General features: G+C 51.8%; 9 protein-coding genes. 2 read left to right on the plus strand and 7 right to left on the minus strand.

From position 1 onward, the window contains the following. Window positions 1-17 precede the first annotated feature (17 nt). From EG028_RS00725 to EG028_RS00735, 3 genes are all read right to left on the minus strand, one after another. Window positions 18-4,451 carry a DUF6443 domain-containing protein gene (locus EG028_RS00725; protein WP_162946178.1) on the minus strand — a complete coding sequence of 1,478 codons (4,434 nt, stop codon included), beginning with the start codon at window positions 4,449-4,451 and terminating at the stop codon, window positions 18-20. Window positions 4,452-4,506: 55 nt separating this feature from the next. Continuing rightward, on the minus strand, window positions 4,507-8,064 hold the full coding sequence (locus EG028_RS00730; protein ID WP_123864491.1) for a hypothetical protein: 3,558 nt from the start codon (window positions 8,062-8,064) through the stop codon (window positions 4,507-4,509). A 558-nt stretch (window positions 8,065-8,622) separates the two neighbouring features. After that, window positions 8,623-10,416 (minus strand): AMP-dependent synthetase/ligase, encoded by a 1,794-nt coding sequence (locus EG028_RS00735; protein WP_241559030.1) that lies wholly within the window; start codon window positions 10,414-10,416, stop codon window positions 8,623-8,625. A 203-nt stretch (window positions 10,417-10,619) separates the two neighbouring features. On the opposite strand from EG028_RS00735, the gene ggpS reads away from it, so the two are divergent. After that, on the plus strand, window positions 10,620-12,887 hold the full coding sequence (gene ggpS / locus EG028_RS00740) for a glucosylglycerol-phosphate synthase (protein ID WP_120514136.1): 2,268 nt from the start codon (window positions 10,620-10,622) through the stop codon (window positions 12,885-12,887). 62 nt (window positions 12,888-12,949) lie between these two features. Here the strand turns inward: ggpS and EG028_RS00745 are convergent, their stop codons facing one another. From EG028_RS00745 to EG028_RS00760, 4 genes are all read right to left on the minus strand, one after another. Next, window positions 12,950-15,226: an outer membrane protein assembly factor BamB family protein gene (locus tag EG028_RS00745; RefSeq protein WP_120514137.1), complete on the minus strand. Its 2,277-nt coding sequence runs from the start codon at window positions 15,224-15,226 to the stop codon at window positions 12,950-12,952. Between the two features lie 111 nt (window positions 15,227-15,337). Continuing rightward, window positions 15,338-17,158, minus strand: coding sequence for a RagB/SusD family nutrient uptake outer membrane protein (locus tag EG028_RS00750; RefSeq protein ID WP_120514588.1), 1,821 nt, complete (start codon window positions 17,156-17,158; stop codon window positions 15,338-15,340). 21 nt (window positions 17,159-17,179) lie between these two features. Beyond that, window positions 17,180-20,581 (minus strand): SusC/RagA family TonB-linked outer membrane protein, encoded by a 3,402-nt coding sequence (locus EG028_RS00755; protein WP_206614324.1) that lies wholly within the window; start codon window positions 20,579-20,581, stop codon window positions 17,180-17,182. A gap of 233 nt (window positions 20,582-20,814) precedes the next feature. After that, on the minus strand, window positions 20,815-21,912 hold the full coding sequence (locus tag EG028_RS00760; protein WP_120514138.1) for a FecR family protein: 1,098 nt from the start codon (window positions 21,910-21,912) through the stop codon (window positions 20,815-20,817). 129 nt (window positions 21,913-22,041) lie between these two features. On the opposite strand from EG028_RS00760, the gene EG028_RS00765 reads away from it, so the two are divergent. Beyond that, the gene (locus EG028_RS00765) at window positions 22,042-22,608 is read left to right on the plus strand and encodes an RNA polymerase sigma-70 factor (RefSeq protein WP_120514139.1); all 567 of its coding nucleotides are present in this window, start codon (window positions 22,042-22,044) and stop codon (window positions 22,606-22,608) included. Window positions 22,609-22,639 lie beyond the last annotated feature (31 nt).

Consider the following 22,639-nt stretch of genomic DNA (forward strand, 5'->3'; position numbering starts at 1 on the left):
TAAAGTAAGCTAAAAGGTCATTGACCAGGTATTATTGGCTTCTTCACAAATGTAGCGTCAACCGGCTGCGGTGGCGGCACTACCTTCAATGGACTCGCAGGAACCGCGCCTGCATTATTTATCGCAACTGCACAACCAGGGCAAATAGGCCTGCTCGCCGCAACTGCACTTACCGTCATACTATTTGCCTGTGCATAATTTAACACCGTTACTTCCGCATGACCCTGTCCCGATACAGCAATCTCTCCAGGATTGAGCGCAGCTCTCTGGGCTGGTCTTAATCGAGCCTCACTAGAACCAACTAAAGTTACAGAATTCCCTTCTGCTGTTGTCGCAGATGCCACTGCGGTAGTAGTCCTGGATTGCGTTGCCGCAGGTAAAGTACCGTGTATTTCTGTTGCTCTCGCCGCAAGACTAACCTCCCCAACTTCAACTGAAGCAGAAACCGTACGGCCAATACTTCGAGTTCCGACGGTCATCAGACTTCCTGAACCCATCCCCTCTGTCATTACTCCCGCTAAATATAAGACGGTAAATTGTCCCAACATGAGACCAGCTCCCTTATATACTTCAGGGTTTTTAGCAGCCTCGCCCATGTCTTGTGCAAATTCCTTCCCGCTATAACTTTTGGTGATCCCCGTACTGCCTAAAAGCTTTGCTTTGAAAAATTCTGCATTTATACTTAGACCTTCCAATCCTTCCAGTTCCACATGCGCAGTAACCTTATTCTCGGAAAATGCGTATGTTGAGTTATGAACATACTTTTCTGAAAGAGGATCAACCTGTATAAACCTTCCTATCTGCGGATCATGGTTCCTCCATTTAAAACCATACCAGTTAAGTCCCAAATCATCATCCAAAGGCTGCCCCTGGAATAGCTGGTTCTTATTGATGGGATTGTATATCGCTCTACTTGATATCCCCGCCATGGTCAACCCGAATGGATAATAATGCGTCTCCTCCAGCACCGGCCCAGGGTTCGTAATGACCACCAGATTATCAAACAGCACATCCTGCGGGCTTTCATTGCTGGTATACACATACAAAAATCCGCTCTTCTTCATCACCGTCTTATCCTGCGCCAGCGTCTGCAGTTCATCCGGAGTAGCCTGCACTTGTTTTACTCCGCTGTTGTCCTCCACCAAATTAAACTGTTCGTCGAACAATACAAAATTCAGATAGGCCTTCGGCCGTTGCGGATTGGCCGCTTCAGGATCTTTGTCTTTTAACCGCTGATAGGTATTGTTGAAGTCATTGTTGAATGGCGTATTGTTCACAGCGGTGGCTGTGGCGGCGTGACCCGGCTCCGCCGGCGATTGCCCCTGGCCAAAAGCAGCGATCAATGCATTCAGCATCTCCTGTGCCGGGGCTGCCTTTTTGTTTTGCGGCGTTGGGCCTGATTTATAGAATGCCTTCGCCCCAATCTGGATCGTATCACCCGCCATCACTTTCAACACCAGGCTTGGCCCGATCTTTTTGTCCGGGTTATCACCGTTTAGTTTCGAGACAAAGCTGTTTTCCTCTGTGGTGGCATCCTCTGGGTACCCTGACGGTTTGGAAGCGCGGGTAGCATCGATATTGCTGAATAGGGCGTTTTCTTTGGCAGCACTCTCCGGCTCCATACTGGCCAGGTAGGTGGTAAAATCCTGCTGATCGGTAAGTACCGTGCGGACGTTGCCCAGGTGATCTTTCAGGAAATAATCGTAATAATACGCCACCGGCTGCCCCGTTTTGTAGCCCGTGCGGATGCGGCCCTCTTCATGGGAGACGAACCGCAGGCTGTCCTGCTCGTATACAAAACCGCCAACGTAGTCAGTTGTGGTTACTTTCACCGGGTTCACCGTACTGTCTGTTACCGTTTTACGGTGTTTGATACCAGCTGCATCGTATTGATAGGCTATATTGCCTTTGCCGTTGATATGGATATGCTCCGGCAGGTTCAGGTGGTTGTACCGGATCGTATCGATGAGTTTGTTATTGTCTTTGAACATGTTGCCATCCACGTCGTAGGCGTAGTCAGTGGCCTGGGCAGGAGTAGCTTCCTTAAAGTCACCCAGCGTGGTGGCCGGGTCTACTACCGCGTCCGTCACTGCTTTCAGTTTATTGGATACACCGTTGTAGCTGTAGGTCAGGTTGTCGATCAGCTGGCTGCCGGCACCTTTGCGGCCGTATTGCTGCATTTTCAGGATGTTGCCGTTAGCATCATAGGCGGATGTAGCTGTTGCTCCATCTCCCATCAGTACGGTATAATTATACCCGGCGGAAATGTCCCAGTTAGCAGAAGTACCTACCTGCTGGTTAAAGTCTGCCTTCAGCAGCCTGTTGGCTTTGTCATAAGCAAAACCATAGGCGCGTGCCACCGGATCGTTGTATCCTCTCCATTTTGTGCCCGCGATATTGCCGTTCAATTCCCGGTTCTGGAAACCATAGTCGTAGTTCAGCTCCTGACCAAAAAAGTGACCGCCACTTGCGTTGGCAACATAGTCCTTATTGATCGAACGCAGCCAGCCACGGATATTGTATTCATATTGAAGCGACTCCAGGTCTGTGCCGGTACCGGTTTTAAATGTTTTATTGGTCAGCTGGCCCAGTTCGTCGTAAGTATTTTTTGCGATCGTGTACTCAGTGCCTTCGTTCAGCTTTTTCCGTACCTCTTTCACCCTGCCGCCGTGATCATACTCCATCCGGGTGATCAGCCGCGAGTTAGGCGTTACGCTGCTGCGCTGGTTAAAGTGATGCAGAGCATTCACCAGCAGCTTGCCGTTGAAGTCGTACATATTCGAAACAGCGTCCGTTCCGCCGCTGATATTATCAGCCAGCACCTGCTGCACCCGGCCTTTGTCGTTATAGTAGGTGGTCGTCACCAGCCATTGTTCCGTATCCAGCACCCGTACCTTCGTGCCGGTCACCAGCCCCCTCGTCATACCGGAGAATACAACCGGGCGTTCACCAACGGCCGTACCCAGCGGAACCGGTAATTCGGTGGTCGTATAATAAGCCGGCTTTTCAGCTTTTTTCCCTTCGTAGTTATAATCGTCGTAATGCGTGTAAGTGAGTGCGTACAGTTTGGAAGTGTCCAGCGTTGGCAGGGGATTGTTGGCGATGATAGTCTCTGTGCGGAGTTCCGCCGTGGCATCTATCTCCAGCACGGTTTCACCTGCCTGTACGTCAAAACCGGGCAACGCCGTAACAGTTGCGCGGCCTTTGTAAGCCGCACGGCCATCATGGGAATTCACCACCAGGTCATCTTCCGCCGGGATATCCTTGATAATGGTCTGAGATGCAGTAACGGCATTCAACTGGCCGCGGAGCGTTCCCACAGGCGTGGTGGTGGTGTACAAGGCGGTCATGACCGGCCGGTTCAACCCGTCGTACAACGTGGTCAGCCATTGATTGGCCGTCCGCAGTTTCCCGTCCTGGCTGAAAACCAGCCGGTCGCGGATATCGTACACCATCAGCACAGGCTCAGTGCCCGGTACCTGTTTGAGCACCATCCTGCCCTGGGGATCGTATTCGTAACGGAAACACAATTCCTTCCGGAGTGAGGGGTCCGCAAGGCTCCAGGCCGTACCCATCAGCGTTTCCACTGCTTTAGGCGGAAGTACGTATCGCAGGCGGTTCAGATCATCATATACGTAATAGGTATTCAGCCAGCCAATATGGGCGGTGCCCGGGCTGGCGGACAGTTGCACCCTTTTGAGCACAACCTGGCCCGATTTATCCTTGTATTCAGCTATTTTATTGCCCGCTTCATCTGTTGTGACGTTTTTGTATAACTCTTCGGCCGGGTAATTGCCATTGCTCGTCGGAAAGCTGCCATCAGCGGCCGCGATCGTCCAGATCCGTACTGAATCGGTGGAGATATTTACCAGGTACTGCTGGCTTACGCCCACGTTCGACCCCGTCCAGGCATTGCCGGGCGCTGTCGTTTTCAACACACGGTTCATCGGCGAAGCTTCAAACTGCGTCTGGCTGTAAAACATTTGCTCACCGGGATAAGGCGCTGTACCGGAAATGGGGGCGTAGAAATTTCTCTGATCGGTGAAGGGGTTGAGCTTAAAAGCTCCGGTCGCATCTGTGGAAACGTAAGGCAGATATTGGAATTGCTCACGGCCCAGGATATCGTACACCACCGGCGCCACCAGGTCTTTCTGCGCTGGCGAACCCCTGCGGGTCACCGTTTGCAGCGGCCGGCCAAGACCATCGAGATACTGCATGGTCTGGCGGACTTTATTCACATCTATTTCACCAGACACGACAGCAGGGTTGGTGAGCGGCAGTGCCGGCTCCAAAGTACGCACGAAGTTCACTTTCACTCCCGAGGTATATCCGGGAGGAAGTGGATTAATCGTTTGCGTCGGTGCGGCAGGCAGCGTCTGCGTGTTCGGTTTTTGCGCGGAAAGGCCACCGGCGAGGAGAACCAGACCGAGAAGAAAATATATAGATTTCACCGGGTTAATATTCATAAGTAAGAAATAAGGTCGTTGAATAAATGGATGCCCGGAATTAATAAGAAGGGTGCTGATACCTGTATTCGTTCTGCTTCAGTATCTCCCCATATCCATTCCTGATAATGCTTAACCTTCCAAGCCTGTCATATTCATAATTCACAATGTTTCCGGTTGCATCGCATTGGCTGCTTACGCCCACCAGCGGGATATAGGTGAATGTTTTCATGGCGGCTCCTTCCGGATACAGGCGCAATTCATCTATCAGGCCCATACCGCTTACTTTCACCTGCGTAACATTTTTCACGCGGTGCTCGAAGAAAGTCCAGCCATTTATCACCGCACCCTTCTTAATTTCCACGGAACCGGGAATGGTATGAGCCGCAGGGTACTTCGTCCAGTAGGTTACAATATATGCCTTCGCGGCTGTAAGCCCGGACTTTACGACACCGGTACTTCCGGCAAGGTCAAGGCTGAATGATGTTTTACCTGTAATCGCGAAAAGCGTGCTCCTTGTGGCGGAAGGAATTACCCAGTTGCCGTCGTTATTGTCCTCAAAACTGGAATAAGCGATCTCATCATAAGCCGCATTATCGGCAGCAGCGATCACCTGGGACTGTCCATATCCCCATATATAGCTGTAAAACTGGCTTTTCACATTTGCCTCCAGCACATTCCCATAGGAATCGAATTTCGTTTTCTCGGACAGGTTGCCGATGCCGCGGTTTGGATATTGCTCATCCACCCTAAAGTCGCTGATGATGCTGTTGGGAAGGGATTTGTAAGCTACCAGCACCCGTTTGGTAAGGGCCGTATCCGTAAATGCGGATGATGATATCACACTGAGCTTGTTTTGTGCCAGCATAGGCGTATACATCGGGTTGGTTGTTTCGTCGAAAATGTATTTTGTTTCGCTGTATTCCGTTTTCCCTTTACTATTTGATGAAAGCGTTTTTCTTAACAGGTTATACGGATTGCCCGTATACTCATGTATAACGTCTTGAATAAGCCTGCCTGCCGGGTTAAAAACAGAATCGGTCTGGCTGACCAGCTGCACCTCCTGGTAATAAATGGGATAAGCCATTACGTTAAACGCTTCGGATTCCGCCTCGGTTACGATAGTACCGCTTCCGCCGCAGGGGGAAGTATATACCTGGGTTGCATTGAAGTTTTCCGCCAGTAGTTTTTCAATCATATTATACCTCCTCACGGTCGTGTTGAATGTTATTTGCTGGCCGGTAAGACGGTTGTAGGCGTAATTGGATGTTTTGCGCTCTCCCATGAGGAAATCGGGCAGGATACCGAAGGGGGTGCCGGGAATGAAGGAACCATGGTCCACCCTGCCTACGATCAGCGTTTTAAAATCATATACATGTTCTGTGGAGCGGTCGATAGAATCGGCCCCTGTTACTGTTTCGATCACGGATGCATGATAAAAGCTGCTGCTTCCCATTACGGATTGCGGCAGGATTTGCGACCCGCCGTGCACCAGGTAACTACAAAATGCAAGCCCCACGCAATCGGCTACCCTGTCGCAGTTCATAAACATCTTCACCATCCTGGGGTATACATAACCTTCAATTTCGTTGAACTCATTTTCGTTGATGCGGAAGGTAGAATACTGGCTGCTGTCACGGTATCTGTAAGAATATTTTTTTACCTGCCGGATGCCCGCCACCGGGTCGTGACTGATGATCCCGGCTACGCTTACGCCGCCGATGGGATCATCTATTGTTAAGGTGTCCGGCACACCCTCATAATACAAAAAAGACTCCGCGCACACGTTTTTAGTCATAGTGCTGGTTATCAAATAGTAATCCCCCCCACTCAGATCCTTTGTAAATTGCTTAGACCCAAGATCGATATTGGTCGTCAAAGTACCTTCCTGGTAATTATTGGCAACCTTCACGATTCTTGCCCGGACGTTATCATGAACATACCAAACAAGGTCCCTCGGTTCCGCTCGTATGTCAAACCGCACTTCTACTCCCCCAGGGCGGCTGGCAACGGTAAACAAAAGGGTATCGATTTCTCCGCCAACAGGCGGCGCATCTGAACATACGTTCATAAATTCCTGGTAAAAATTTCGTTTTTCCTTCTGTACCGTTCTCAGGTTGGGCGTATAAACGATAGAATCGCTGCCGCCCGTGGGATATACAACCCTGTTCAACAAACCGGCGGTCATAAAATCCGGCTTGATCGACCTGTCTGTAAAACGCCGCTGGGTGGGCGATACCTGGCTGTAATAATCCAGGTTGGGGAACGCCTCCTGTACATAAGGATCTTCCTCAACATTTGTTAGAAAGTATTTAGCCGTATTTCCATTTCCGTTTGGCAACCCGTACATGTCCTGCTTTGTAGACATGCGGCCGGGTAGCCTATTTTCATTTAAATAGGAAAATTCATACCGGTGTTCATTTTCAAAAGATTTCGAGCCGCCCACCTGGACAGACCGCAGGAAAAGGCGGTAACGTAGCGTGGTGTCCAATATGTCAAACCCGGTACCCCGTCTTTCGCCATAGTCCGTAATGAGCCTTACGTATTTTAATGTATCCTGAAGATTTTTCAGCGTAATGCTTTTCATTACTTTACCTCCTTCCATGTCCACCCGGCCGTCCGTATATTCAAAATTGAGGCTGCCGTTGGTAAATACGATCTGGCTGAGCACATTACCGTCTACTGTTTGTTTGTTCTGGCAAACCGTATACTGGCTCACCCATAGCGGGCAAGCTCCTGTAGGCTCCGCGTCTGCGCAACCGCCAATGCCGGAGGTAACGCAGATAGATTCGTTCTCGTTCACGTCCGCCAGGTAACTGTAATGATTATTGATATAGTTAAAATAAACCGTATCCTGGCTGGGTTTTATAATTTTGCTTAAATGCCATGTATTGTAAACAGGCCTGTTCCGCTCTCCGCCGTCACCGCACTCACCGCGGTCGTAATAAGAAGTGTCCATCACCGTAAAAAGGAAAACCATGCCCTGTTCGTCGATGATCTTGAACCCATCCCGGATAGTGGTTGACAGCAAAGCGATCTTGTAATTCCGGCCATCCAGCATCTGGGGCACACGGTTTTGATCGAGGATAAATTTGCCGCTGATAAAGCCGCTTACGGAGAAGTTGAAGATATCCGATTCCCGGTCGTAGGGATACAACAGGTAATTCATCGCCGTGCGTTTCATGGGATTGATATCTGCGGAAGTGACCGTAAAATTGTCCGGACCGCCAACCGACCGGAGCTCATCGGGCAGTCCCAGGGTGGTCCTGGTAATATTTCCCCCGCAATTCAGGCTCCAACCGAGCCCCGTATTAGCGGCAAGCTCGTTTACCTGCACACCGTTTGAGGCATAATTGAGCGATACTGGAAATTGTATCCCCCTCGACCTGACGTCCGCAACGGGAATATTTACGCCCGGCGAGCCTACTGCCAGGTTCACCTGCACATCACCTCCTTTATTAAGAGCGGCTGCCTCCACCGGCGGCGGAAGCACAGATTGCGGTCGGAAATTCAGGTCACCGGTTTGCCCGGGAGGAGTCCTTAACTGGGTCTGGGCTAACAAATCATAGGCGGGCATCGAACAACAGATCGCCAGCACAAGCGCTTTAAAAAATCTCATAAGTATGGATAATCAATTTTACTAATATTATATAGATTCGTTGGCTTTAAAGATGTTCCTGGATTCCATTTTACAAAGTGGGCCAGAGAAAATCTTCCAACGGAATGCCCGGGTATATATACCACGGGTTGTATTCCGGCCGAATCTGGCTGTAAAATATGCCGGCAAAGGGATATTCTTCATAAGTACCATGGGCCATCAAAATCAACAATTGATCTCCGGAAAAGCAAGACAAAGGTTAAACACAATTTATATCCTGAATATAGATTAGTCTGCTTTACGCTCACCGGGGATGTGAGAGCAAACTTACAATTAAAAATCAAAAACCCAAATAGCAGGCAAATCTATTGAGTTACAACATATTATTAATCCATGATAAACCTTCCGGTCATTCAAACGAACGCTAACCTGGCAGGAGAAATATTTGAATATCCTATCAGATTAGGGCAGCAGGGTCATGACTTACATTATTTCTTGGTAAAGAGCCGCCCGGTAATTATTTCACAGGTTTAAAAAAAACCGGCCCTTCAGGCCGGCTGTATTTTAAATAAAATCCTTCTATTTATAAATCTCCTCCACCACATCCCTATACTTCTCCAATATCGCCTTCCGCTTCAAACTCAGCTTCGGGGTCATCTCCCCTGTATCCACACCCCATTCATGCGGCATCAGCCTGATTTTTTTCACCTGTTCCACATGGTTGAAACCCGCATTGTACCGCTCGGCGATCTTTTCATACATCGCGATCACCTGCGCGTTTTTGCAGGCATCTTCGTTGGACGTAAACGGAATGTTGTTCTGCGACATCCATTTTTTGAGGATATTAAAGGACGGCACCACCAGCGCGCTCACAAACTTACGTTCGTTGCCTACCACCATGATCTGCTCGATGAAGGGGCTTTCTTTCATTTTGTTTTCGATGGGCTGAGGGGCCACATATTTGCCGCCGCTGGTTTTGAACAGCTCTTTTTTACGGTCCGTGATCTTGAGGAACTTACCCTCCACCATCGTACCGATGTCCCCCGTGTGCAGCCAGCCGTCTATGATCGTTTCCGCGGTAAGGTCCGGGCGTTTGTAATACCCATGCATCATGCTGGGGCCTTTCACGATGATCTCGCCTTCTTCGGTGAACTTCATCTCCACGCCGTTCAATAACGGGCCGGTGGTACCGAATACCGTATTGCCGGCCGGGTAACGGCGGTTTACACTGATCACCGGGCTGTTTTCCGTAGGGCCGTAACCCTCGTATACCGGTATCTTGGCGGCGGTGAAGATACGCAGCAGGTTCTCCTGGCAGGCTGCGCCGCCGGTCACCACAAAAGATATCCTTCCGCCCAGCGCATCGCGCCATTTGGAAAAGATCAGTTTATTGGCAATGGCCAGCTGGATATTGTACCAGGGGCCGCCGCTGATGTTGTTATCGTATCTTTTACCCAGCGCCACCGCCCAGAAGAAAAGACCTCGTTTGATGCCGGTCAGCTCGTTGCCTTTGCTCATGATCTTCTCATACACTTTTTCCAGGAGGCGGGGCACGGTGGTGAAACCATCGGGTTTTATCTCGCGCAGGTTATCCGCGATCTTGTCCATACTCTCCGCGTAATAAACGCTGATGCCACTGAAAAGATAGATATAGGTCACCATCTTCTCAAAAATGTGGTTCAGCGGCAGGAAACTCAGCACTTTACACGCCGGATCGTCCGGGAAAGGGAAACTTTCCTTGCAGAAAAATACATTGCTCGCAATGTTCCTGTGAGAGAGCATCACGCCTTTGGGCGTGCCGGTGGTGCCTGAGGTGTAGATCAGCGTAGCCAGGTGTTCTTCACTGATGGTGGGGCGGATCGCCTCCACTTTTGCCAGCAGCTCGTCCGTGGAAGCATCCAGTATCTTGCTCCAGTGCGCCGCGCCGGGCACCTCTTCGAAAGAATAGATGTTTTGCAGGGTGGGCACCTCTCCCATCAGTTCCCTGATCTTGTCGTACATCTCTTTATCGCTTACAAAAATGTACTTCGCGCCCGCATCGTTGAGGATAAATTTGATCTCGAGCGGGTTGGTAGTGGGATATAAAGGTACCAGGATAGCGCCGGTCTGCTGTACCGCAAGGTCAGTGATCACCCATTCAGGGCGGTTATTGCTGATAATGGCAATTTTGTCCGCATTTTCGGGGGTAAAATCATTCCCGCTCACGCCAAGGCTGAGAAGGCCCGCGGAAAGCCGGTTCACGGTTTCCTGCACCTGTGCGGTGCTCCAGGGCTTCCATTCGCCGTTCACTTTGGAAACAAGCATGTCTTTTTTCGGGAATTTCTCCTGCTGGGTAGCGACCGCGTCAAATAATCGTTTTGGTTGTATCATCATGACCAAGTTAGTAAAAATATTCAGCAGTACAAGTGCCTAATAGTCACCTTTTTCGCCAAGTTGTCACCTTTTCGCGCCTCCTTTTTTCGTACCTTTGTGGTCCCTATCAGGACCCGATACCCCTCGTATCACTCATTGACAATCACGGCATTATCATACAGCCAACGGCTTTGATGCCTTATTCTATCACTAAATAAACAAGCATGATTTTAGCAACAGACCTGGACGGCACTTTTTTAGGCGGAAGCGAACAGCATAAGGAACATTTATACAGAACCATCAGGGAAAACGAAGATTTCCGGCTCATATTCGTCACGGGCCGCGGCATGGAAAGCGTGATCCCCCTGCTCAGCGATCCGGTGATCCCCAGGCCTGACTACATCATCTGCGACGTGGGCGCCACCGTGCTGGACGGGCGCACGCTCCGTCCTGTCCAACCCATTCAGAACAATATCGAACTGAAATGGCCCGGCAAAAGGGCCGTGATGGACGCGCTCAAAGACGTAAAAGGCATCCGCATACAGGCAGTGCCCCAGCAGCGCCGTTGTTCCTTTTATTTTGACGATGAGCTCGTAAAATCACAGGTGACACAACTGGAAGCCAAACTGGGCTGCGACATCATCCTCTCCGCAGGCAAATACCTGGACGTATTGCCCGCCTCCGTCAACAAAGGCAGCACTTTACGTCACCTGGTGGACCATTTGCAGGTGCCGCAGGAAAAAGTACTGGTAGCAGGCGATACCTTAAACGATCTTTCTTTATACGGCCGCGGCTTCAGGGGCGTGATCGTGGGAGATGCCGAACAGGCCCTCACCCATGCCGCCGGGGAGCTGAAAGACGTGTATGTTTCCGATACAGCGGGCGCGGGAGGCATCCTGGAAGCCCTGGATCATTTTGAGCCATTCAGGCCTTTTTATAAAAAAATGCCGGTGACCAAAACGCCAGCAAAGGAATCCAGCCAGCTGGTGATGCTGTATCACCGGTTCCCCTTCGAAACCGTGGAAGAAAACGGCCGTAAAGTACGCCGCGCGCCCAAAAGCCCGAACGGGATACTGCCCACCCTCACGAACTTCTTCAAGACCGGCAGGCCCGGCCTCTGGATCGCCTGGCAGGAAGCGCAGGAAGGACAAGCTGATACGGGCAATTTTTACATCGATAAAAAAACATATCCCCGGCTGCAGGCCAGTCCTGTAACGCTGGAGAAATCGGACATCGATATCTTTTATAAACTCTTTTCAAAAGAAGCCTTCTGGCCCGCCATCTTTTCCTTTATCGAAAAGGTGCAGTTCAATCATAAACACTGGGAACATTACCTGAAGGTGAACCGCATCTTCGCGGAAAAAGCCGCCGCCGAAGCCGAGCCCAACGCCATGGTATGGATCCATGACTACAACCTCTGGATGGTGCCGGGTTACCTGCGCCAGCTGCGCCCCGATCTGAAGATCGGTTTCTTCCATCACACAGCTTTCCCCGCCGCAAATACGTTCAACATCATTCCCTGGCGGAGCGAGATCATCCACAGCCTGCTGCAATGCGATTATGTGAGTTTTCATATCCCGCGTTACGTGGAAAACTTCGTGGACGTCGTAAAAAGCCTGATGCCGGTGAAGATCACGGAACAGGTGAACGCCGCCCCGCGTTTCCTTACCTACAGCTGCGCCATGGGCACAGGCACCATGACCCGGGAAATAGACACCGGCCGCCGGAAGATACGCCTCGGCGCCAATCCCGTAGGCGTACACGTGGATTATATCCGCGAGCTCACGGAAAAACCTGCCGTGCAGGACATGATCACACAGCTGAAGAAACCCACCAAAGGCAAAAAGACCATCCTCAGCATAGAAAGGCTGGATTATGTGAAAGGCCCGCTGGAAAAACTCAAAGCTTTCCACCAGTTCCTGGAAGAACATCCTAATATGCACGGAAAGGTAGAACTGATCAATATCTGCACTCCGCCGGCCAGCGGCATGAAAATATACGAACAGGTACAACAGGAAATGGAACAGCTCATCGGCAAGATCAACGGGCAGTATTCCACCATGGACTGGGTGCCCATTCATTTCTTTTTCCGCTCCTTTACTTTTGAAGAAGTGCTGGCTTATTACGCCATTGCGGACGTAGCCTGGATCACCCCGCTCCGCGACGGATTGAACCTCGTGGCAAAAGAATACGTAGCCGTGCAGGGCCTGAACCCTGACTCCGCGGGCGTACTGGTATTGTCCGAGTTCGCCGGCGCCAGCGTGGAGCTGCCCAATGCGTTGCTCACCAATCCCTACGACAATGTATCCATGATCAATTCCCTGCTGGAAGCCATTTCCATGAACCGCGCGGAACGCCAGATCAGGATGAAGCGGCTGTACCAGATCGTCAGCCATTACAATATCGAATACTGGGCGGATGAGTTCATGCAGGAACTGAGCGGCATGAACCAGGAGAAAAAGATCCCCGTGGAAGCATTGGTGGAAGCTTAAAAAATATACTGCATAAAAAAAGCCGGTACTGTCGCAGTACCGGCTTTTTAATGTTCAATGACTCATATTTTAAAGGCGTACACATTTCCCGCAAAATCAGCCAGGTATATCCTGTCTCCTTCTCTTGTAACCGGCCCGAATACAGGGCTTCCCAGCGCGTAATGTTTTAGTACTTTACCGGTAGCCGCATCCAGCACATATACATTCCCGTCCAACGCGGCCGCATATATCTTTCCATCGTGGTACAAAGGCGTGCTTTCTATCGTGGCGCTGGAAGGTTTGGAATAAGGGGCGGAATAAAACAGCGCTTCGCCCGGCTTGAACTGCCATGCAGGCTGGAGCGTATTCCGGTGGAAGGCAAACAGCCCTTTCTCCGCACCGCTTACGATGATCAGCTTGTCCGTGATCACCGGCGCCGCCATGGTCTTCAGCCCGTCCGGCACCAGGATGCTGTCCGTAGTGCGGCCCGTGGCAGGATCAATGATATGCAGGATATTGATGCCGCACACATACAGGCGGCCGTCCGCAAATACAGGCGGGCTGCTGCGGAAGCGGATACCGCCGTCGCTGCGTTTCCAGAGGAGCTTGCCGGTGGCGGCCTGGTGCATGAACAAGGCATTCCAGTTGGAAGAAACAGCCAGCAGCGTATCCTGTATGGCCATCACGGCCGTGGTGCCTTCTCCCCCGCCCCAGGCGGTATTGCGCCACAAAGGTTTACCGGTATTGACGTTGAGCGCTTCGAGGAACTTCGCCGCGCCGGTATAATAAGTATCGCCGCTGATAATGCCGCCCGAGATATAAGCCGGCAATGACGTCATCGGCCCTTCGTGTTTCCAGCGGAGTTTGCCGGTGGCGGCTTCCAGCGCATAAGTAACACCCTCTGCATCGGTGCCTATTACCAGGCCGTTTTTATACGCAAGGATATTTTTGATGGAGTTGCCGGTCGGATATTGCCATAAAAGTTTGCCCGTCGCCGCATCCAGCGCGGAGATGGAAGAATGATGATTGTATTCATCGTCTATGGAACCGATGAATATTTTTCCTTCCGCCAGCAAAGGCGTACTGCGCCAGATGTTCCCCTTTACGTTCGTAGTCCATTGCAGCGTGGTATTTTGCAATGTATCCCGTTTGAAGATCACCTCTCCGCCGCGAAGACGCGCTTCGGTGGTGAGCGTAAAATCTTTAGCCCCGGCGGGCAGTTCGCCACGCCAGTTCCAGTCGGTGACAGGTTTCAGGGCAAGTGATTGCAGCTGGTTCCCCTGTTTGTCAAACACGCGCGCCGTCACCTGCTCCACCGTGCCCGCGGCATGATAAGCATTCACGCTCAGCGAACGTTTGCCGCCCTGTACCGTTTGCCGGGTAACCAGGTTGCGATGAACGTACGTGTATTTTTTATGAATGTTCGTAATGCCGGACTGATCCGTCTGGAACACTTCGAAGTTACAGGCTGAATTGTCGATGCCGCCATCCGCCGCCGGTGCGGTACAGATGGACAGGACGCCGTTGTTACCATGTTTCCTTGCATAGTTGATGTGCCAGTGGCCGTAGATCCATGCTTTCAGGCGGTGTTCGTTCAGGTTCAGATCTTTGTACATGAAGAGGCTGTCGTACGTCAGCAGATCGTGGCTGAAGATCATCACCGGCTTTGAAGGGTCCGCCTTGGCAAGGTCGTTTTTCAGCCACTGGTATACATCGTCCGCGGTGTAGGAAGGTTTGTAATCACCATGCAGCATGGGCGTTACGATATAGTGTACTTTCCCCGCGTCGAAGGAATAAAATACGGGGCCGAAAAGCGATTCATACAAAGCCTCTCCGTACGGGCCTTTCACGAGATCATGATTGCCGATGCAATAATAAGTGGGCAGGCCCATGGTGGAAGTGTTCACCTGGTCCGCATGAAAGGCCATGCCTTTTTCATAACAGATATCGCCGGTGTGCACCAGGAAGTCCGCGCCTTCGGTCTGTACATATTCTTTCAGGTCCGTCACCCATGCGTCGTAACGCCAGGTCTCCGTATCGGTGATGCGGAGGAACTTGCCAGTCTGTACCATGGGGCGAAGCGTGAAATCATATTCCTTCCGGGTGGAATCTACCCGTTGCCAGAAAGTCTCCGTTGTTCTGAACCCGGCCGGGGTGGTGATAAACACAAAACGTTGTTTGGGATGGCCGGGCAATATGTAACGGCCCTGTGCGTCCGTAAGCGTCACATTCAGGCCGTCGCTTACGCGGACGGAGGCCATGCCCTGCTGCGTGCCTTCAATCAAAATACGGCCTTTAAACTGGGCTTTGGCGGGCATCCACAGGACGGCCGCCAGTAATAATATCCATGCTCTTATCATACAAATCAGGTTTACATGCGGAAGAATGTTCCCGCTGTGTTGCCATTCGGACAAAAATACAAGGGCTGTCGCTTTTTGCAGCAACAGCCCCCGGATTTAATGATCATTTATTTACGATTCCCATCCGAAGATCTGTTTCAGGTTGCTGTTCAGCAGCAGCTGATCCTGGGGAATGGGGCGGTAATAATATTTCGGTTCTATGAATACACGCGGCTGATCCCGGTCGCGGATGAAAAAGATATGGCCGGAGTTTCCGTTTTTCAGGTAGAAGTTATTGTCTTTCCCGGTTGCATCTTTCAGGTAAAACTTCGCAAGGTTCTTTTTGATGTTCTCCGGCAGGCCCGCGATGGGTGATTCATCGTTGGGGGAAGCGAGGATGGCGATATCCTGGATACCGTCTCCGCTCACGTCCAGCGCGCCGAGTGCGGGCACGTACATGCCTGCCTGCGCGTCTTCCAGACGTTTACCCGCTTTCCAGCGCATCAGGTCGGAAAAACGGAGGCCTTCGCAAGCCATTTCCACGCGGCGTTCACGGCGTATTTCCAGCAGCAGGCCTTTGTTTGCGCCCGAAACATCAGGGTATTGCAATGCCAGCGCGTTGTCCGGCTGTGCGTTTGCGGCGGCGATGTTCATAACCGGCATCAGCACGCGGCTGCGCAGCAGGTTGATGGTCTTGTCGATGTCCGCCTGTGTAATGGTACCCAGTTCCGCTTTTGCTTCAGCATAGGCCAGCAGTGCTTCCGCGTAGCGGAATACGGGCAGCGCGGAGTAGTTCAGCACCCAGCCCTGGCGTTGTGAAGGATTACGGGGATAAAACTTCACCTGGTCATAACCGCCCAGGTTAGGTTTGGCGATGTAAGGTTTGCCGTCCAGGTTCGGTGAGAAGCCGGGAGGGGCGATGGTTTCAGCCATACGCGGGTCGCGGTTGGCAAAGATGTTCACAAAGTCTTTGGTAGCATAACCGGGCTGCGCGGTGAACGGTGTGCCGTCTTTCATCAGGTAGGTTTCCGCGAGGCTGTGGCTCAATGACCAGGTCCAGCCGAGCACGGTATGCGTATTGTTGCCCACGCCCAGCGCCTGCTGGTAGTCCACCCACTGGATGGCTTCCTTGTTGCCGCTCAGGGTGGGGCTCACGAACAGCGCACGGTAGTCCTCCCCTCCTTTGCCGGTATTGTTGATTGAAAAACGGCCGCTGGTCATCAGCTGATCTGCCGCCCAAGCCGCTCTTTCGAGGAAACGGGCGTGGTCGCCGCCGAGGTTCAGCTCCGCGTGATATTTGCGCCAGGTGCCTTCGTTCAGGCCAAAACGGGCCAGCAATGCCAGCGCGCTCCATTTGGATACGCGGGTGCGGTTGCCTTCGTCCGGTTTGATATTTTCTACCGCGTAGTTCAGGTCGTTCAGGATAGAATCCGCCACCAGGGCACGCGTATCACGGGCCTTGTACAGGGATTCGTCATTCGTGGCCAGCGCGGTATTGTACCAGGGCACGTCTGAATAACGTTCCAGCTTGCCCATATAGAACCGTGCGCGGAAAAAACGCGCGATACCAATGTAATGCCTGATGGCAACGGGATCGCCGGTGGTCTTGCCTACGTTGTCCAGCATATAGTTGAAGCGGCGCAAAGGAGCCCAGGCATCTTTGTTCCAGCCGCCCCAGGAGGATACGTTGGTTTGGTTGATAGTGCCGCGCACCAGTACATCCACTTCCCCGCTGCCGCTATAGCTGCTGATGTTGTCCGAATTGATATCGTCCCATCCCGGGCCCATATACTCATAGAAAGTATTGGTGTACGTTTCAAGGTCCTGCGGCGTGTTGAAGAATGTTTCCTTCGTTACGTCCGTTTGCGGGAAGCGGTCCAGGAATTCCTTTTTACAGGAAACGGCGGTGGCCGCAAACATGCCGATATATATTAAGCGATGGATCTTTTTCATGTGGTTTGATTTCATGCAGGATTAAAAGTTCAGGTTAATGCCGCCGGAATAAGTTTGCTGGAAGGGATATACGCTGCCGCCCAGCCCTTCAGGATCGATGCGCGCTTTCAGGTGCGATCTGGTGAAGATGTTCTCCGCGCCAAAGTAGATCCTCAGCCTTTCGATATGCGCTTTCCGGGTGAAGGACGATGGCAGGGTGTACCCTACGGTTACATTCTTCAGCCTCAGGTATGCTGCGTTCTGCAAATATTTCGTCTGCGGCGCGCCCAGCTCCGATGCGTCTTCCGCAATGTATGCCTTCACGCGGGGGAAATAGGCGTCGGGGTGTTCGGGCGTCCAGCTGTCCAGGTTGTGCGTCTGTACGTTCGTCCATGGCTGCGCGAATACGCCCCAGAAATAGTGATTGCTGGCGTTCGGGTACCAGTCGCGTTTGCCTACGCCCTGGAAAAACACGCTCGCGTCAATTCCTTTCCAGTCGGCATTCAGCATGACGCTGTAAGGCAGGCGGATGGCAGAGTTACCGATAATGACGCGGTCGCCCGGATCGGATACGGTGTTTTTGCCGTAATTCACTTTTTTGTCGCCGTTCAGGTCTTTAAACTTCAGGTCACCCACATAAAATTTATAACCCTGGTCATCGGAACCCACGCCGCTTTGATCGGGCCAGTTCCTCAGTTCGTCTTCCGACTGGAAAAATCCGTCGTTCACCAGGCCCCAGATCTCTCCTATTTCCCTGCCTACATAATAATCGCTGAGGAGGCCGGCGGGGTTGTCATACTTCGTGATATAAGCCCTGCTGTCAGCAAGAATAAAACGCACGCCATAGTTCAGCGGCGAGCCGCCTACCTGTACCGCGTCGCTCCATTTCAGGCTCAGCTCCCAGCCTTTTACTTTCAGGTCTGCCGCATTTTCCTGCGGTTCGCCGGTGCCGAATACAGCGGGAAGGGTTTTGCTTTTCACCAGCATGTCTTTGGTGCGGCGGGTATAAATGTCCGCATCCAGGCTCAGGCGGTTGTTCAGCCAGGCCATAGACACACCGTAGTTCATCGTCTGCACTTTTTCCCATGTGAGCGTGGGTGATACCGCGCCGGGCTGTTTTACGCCGATGGGCCTTGTGCCGTCCAGTATCTGGCCAATCTGGCCGGTGGGCATGGTGGGGATGTAAGGATAATAACTGGTCGTCACCTGGTTGCCCAATGCACCGTAAGAAGCGCGGAACTTCAGTACATCCAGTTTGATGCTGCTTGCGATCGGTTTGAAAAATTCTTCACCCGTTACTACCCAGGCAGCAGAGGCTGAAGGGAAGAAACCCCAGCGGTCGCCGTCAGGGAAGCGGGACGTACCGTCGTAACGGCCGTTGAATTCCACGATGTATTTATCGTTGTAGATATAGTTGAGGCGGTAAAAAAGACCACGCACGGCATAGTCTTCCACACGGCCGGTCTGCGACAGCGTGCCGGTAGTGAGCAGCGGGTCCGGCAGGGAACTGCTGATGAGGTTCTGGCGGGTGGTGGTGTTTGTGCTGTAATTGCGGTATTCCTGGTTAAAACCGGCCAGCGCCTGCACAAAATGTTTTTTGGCGAAAGTGCGGTGGAAGTCCGTGTACACATTGTATACATTGTAACGCGTAGCGTCTGAGGTGTTGCGGCCATAAGAAGGATTGGAACCGGCATAAGCAAATGGCTGGTTCGGCCCGGTCCTGTAGGGGATAGATATGTCGTAAGACTTACCGTTGCCCGATCCACGGCGGAAGGTCATATCGCCTTTCAGGTCCCAGATGCCTTTGATGATGGCCAGTTCGCCGTTCAGGGTGGCCTGGTATTCGTTCAGGTAACTTTTGGTACGGCCGCCTTCCTGGAGCGCACCGAAGAGCGCGGCCCCGTCTGAAGTCCAGGTGCCATCCGGGTTGCGGGGAACGGACAGGGAAGGCGTCCGGTTCAGGTTGTGGAAGAAGTTGCCGTCCAGGAACACAGGCGCGTTGTAGTCGCTGGAAGTGAATACGGTGTTCACGCCGAATTTCAGGCGGTCGTTCACGTCGTAGGTCGCTTTGGCGCGCAGGTTGTAACGGTTGTAAATATCGTTGCCGTATTTCAGCTGGCCGTCGTAGCGGTAGTATTCACCGGATACATAAAAGGCCAGTTTATCGGTCTTCTGGGAGATGCTGAAGTTCGTGTTGGAAGAAGGCGCTGTCTGGCGGTAAGCTTCTTCCAGCCAGTTGGTGGTGCCGTAATAGGCCCAGGCGTTGGGATTGGTGGGATCCACGATCACCGCGGGCAGTGAGGGATCGGCGGAGCGTTTTTTGGCGTATTCACGCACGGCGTCCGGGTACAGGTTGTACAGCGGGGTGGCGGCGCGGTGTTTGAAGTCCATCACCGTGTAAGGATCGGTGGTTATTTCAGGTACGCGGCCGAGCGTGCGCAGTGCGTAGTTGCTGTTAACACTGATGGATACGCGTTTGGAATAACCTGTTTTGGTGGTGATGAGCAGTACGCCATAAGCCGCCCTGGCGCCGTAGATAGCGGCGGATGCCGCGTCTTTCAGCAGGGTCACGCCTTCGATGTCCGCGGGGTTCAGGCGGGAAAGTTCTTCTTTGGTAGCGGGAACGTTGTCGATGAGAATGAATGGATCTACGTCCACCTGCTGATTGCTGCTATTGAGATTACCAATGGAGGTAAAGCCCCTGATATTGAGCGAGGGCGCGGAAGAAATACGGCCGTTGGAGACACCGATATTCAGGTTGGGCAGAAGGCCCTGCAAACCCGTGCTTACGTTTGTAATAGGCCTGTTCTGCAAGGCTTTACCAGAGATCGCGTCCACAGCGCCGCTCAGGTTGATCCTTCTTTGAGTGCCGTACCCTACTACGATCACTTCGGAAAGACCGCTGGCACCGGCTTTCATCACGATGTCCTGGCGGGCGGCATTGCCTTTTAAAGGCACTTCCTGTGACTCATGGCCGATGTAGGAGAATACCAGCACGGCGTTTTCAGGCACTTCCAGCGAATAATCGCCGTTGGCATCGGTCTGGGCGCCTTTGGTGGTGCCTTTTACGATCACCGTTACGCCAATGAGCGGCTGGCCGTCTGCGTCCGTTACTTTGCCGGTAATGGTACGCGCGTTTATTTTATCACCGGCGGGGATGATCACGATGAGTTTACCACCGAGTTCTTTATAAGAAAGATCAGTACCGGCAAGGGTTTCATCGAGAATGCGGAGCACATGAACGTCCTTTACGCGGATACTCACGTTTTTATCGGGAATGGTTACATTCCGGTAAAGAAAGGTGTAATCACTTTTTTTGCTGACGAGGCTGAGCAGTTTCTTGATATTGATATTACTGTAGTCCAGCGAAATTCTTTCCTGCGAATACCCCTTTGCGCTAACCTGCAAAAAAGCGGCCAGCATCAGGATGGCTACTAATTTCATACGCAGTATTATTTTGAAAATGAACGCTTCAGATATAGGAAATGTGCATGAAAGTATTTTTTTCATATTTTTGAATTGTCGGTTGAATAAATGAGCCATCCCCTGTTTCGCGACAGACGGCAAAAGTTTCTCAGCCAGATATAAGGGAGGTGTTGCCGCACTTCCCTTTTTTCATGGCCTTTCATACATGAGTATTTTCCTGCTACATAGGCATTTATTTGAAAGGTGAATAATTACCAGATCTCCACCTGGTGCTGTGATTCGTTAATGTTATAGGTGAATTGTAATGTGTAACGCAATGCCTGCAGGATGTCAGGCAGCGGCTTCTGATTAAAGCTGCCGGTAAATCTTTCTTTCCGCAGCTGCTCATTTCTAATGTCGATCTTTATGTTATAACGGCGCTCCAGGTCGTTGGCTAATTGCTCAAATGTTACGTCCTCAAATTCAAGCCTGCCCTGCATCCAGCCGGGAGCGGCAATGGAATCGGTTTGCAGTTCTTCGGCTTTCGGCGTCACCAGGCGTACTATATCTTTCACTTGTTTGTCCGGCGCGGCGGCGGATACCTGCTCCAGGGCCGGGAGATTGATCACCAGGCGTTCTTTCGGATGCAACACCACGGCTTTGTCTTTGTTCAAATGCTTATAGGTCACTTCCACTTTACCGGTGTACAGGTAGGTTTCCACCTGTTTGTCACCCGGGTAGGCTTTCAGGTTGAAGGTGGTGCCCAGTACTTTGATATCTACTTTTCCTGTTTTAATGATAAAAGGATGCTGCGGGTCGGCTTTTACGTTAAAGAACCCTTCCCCTTCCAGGCTCACTTCCCTGGTACCGGCCAGCAATGCGGCGGAATCGTAGCGCAGGCGGCTGCCGGCATTCAGCGTCACGACGGTGCCATCCGGCAGGCGTACTTCGGTTTTGCTGTTGCCATGCGCGGTTTCCACCAGCCCGGAGGGTGTATTTGTATTCCTTTTTGCGATCAGTACCCCAATACCCGCCAGCAGGATGGCCGAGGCCGCCACAGCCCACACGGGCAGGCGGAAGATGCGCCGGGGTTGGTTTTGCAATGGATTGTAATCGTTCATCGCCGGCTCTTCTTTGCTCAGCAGTTCATCCAGCTTGTGTTGCCCCCGTGTTTTGCGGGCCAGCTCATCCGCCGTGGCGGGGCTTTCCGGGCGCGGCAGCGGGGCCAGCTCGGAAGTCATGCTGAAAGTGTACTGTAATCCGGGATGTTGGGTCAACAAGGTTTCCAGCTCTGCCAGTTCCTTCGCCGAGATCTCCCCGGCAACCTTCCTGGCCATTAATATGTATACGCGTTCAAGCTGTTCTTTCATCAGAATAATTCCATTTACTGGAGAGAGGACGAGGTCAGCCTCAAAAAACCCCCAAAGGCAGGAATATTTTTTTCATATCGGCTTTTTGTTAACTTTAGCGTAATCTACGTATGATAAATTGCAGCCGGTATGATAGACACTGCATCCTTGTTCAGGAAAATGACAGAAGAAGGGGATCAAATTGCTTTCCGGCAGTTCTACGATCATTTCTTCGTGATATTGTTCCGGTATACATCCACGCTACTCAGAGATAAGGAAGTTGCCGAAGAAATTACGCACGACGTATTTGTGCATTGCTGGCAGAAAAGAATATCGCTGCGCGAAGTACGCAACCCGCAGGTGTTCCTTTTTGTAGCCGCGCGTAACCGCGCGGTGGACTATATGCGCCGCAAAAACAGGAACGTTCCCCTTGAAGAAAGCGATGAATACGATGTACAGCTCATGCCCGACCCCGAGCAGCTGATGATCACCACGGAAATGATGGGCAGGCTGGAAGAAGCCATCCGCGAGCTTCCGCCCAAATGCAGGGAAGTTTTTATCCTCGTCAAACAATACGGATTACGATATAAAGAAGTAGCGGACATCATGCAGCTCTCCGCCAAAACGGTAGAGAACCAGTTGGCTATCGCCATGCGGAAACTTACGCTGGCGGTCAGTTTCAGGCTGGAGATGGAAGTGGTCCGGAAAACGCATTAAACAAAAAGCCCCGCAATATGCGGGGCTTTTT

The sequence above is a fragment of the Chitinophaga barathri genome (assembly GCF_003807585.1).
Taxonomy (GTDB): Bacteria; Bacteroidota; Bacteroidia; order Chitinophagales; family Chitinophagaceae; genus Chitinophaga; species Chitinophaga barathri.

Coding starts and splice junctions, on each gene's coding strand:
- EG028_RS00750 (WP_120514588.1), bottom strand. CDS start 17,158: ATGAAAAAGATCCATCGCTTAATATATATCGGCATGTTTGCGGCCACC.
- EG028_RS00735 (WP_241559030.1), bottom strand. CDS start 10,416: ATGATGATACAACCAAAACGATTATTTGACGCGGTCGCTACCCAGCAG.
- ggpS (WP_120514136.1), top strand. CDS start 10,620: ATGATTTTAGCAACAGACCTGGACGGCACTTTTTTAGGCGGAAGCGAA.
- EG028_RS00765 (WP_120514139.1), top strand. CDS start 22,042: ATGATAGACACTGCATCCTTGTTCAGGAAAATGACAGAAGAAGGGGAT.
- EG028_RS00730 (WP_123864491.1), bottom strand. CDS start 8,064: ATGAGATTTTTTAAAGCGCTTGTGCTGGCGATCTGTTGTTCGATGCCC.
- EG028_RS00760 (WP_120514138.1), bottom strand. CDS start 21,912: ATGAAAGAACAGCTTGAACGCGTATACATATTAATGGCCAGGAAGGTT.
- EG028_RS00755 (WP_206614324.1), bottom strand. CDS start 20,581: ATGAAATTAGTAGCCATCCTGATGCTGGCCGCTTTTTTGCAGGTTAGC.
- EG028_RS00745 (WP_120514137.1), bottom strand. CDS start 15,226: ATGATAAGAGCATGGATATTATTACTGGCGGCCGTCCTGTGGATGCCC.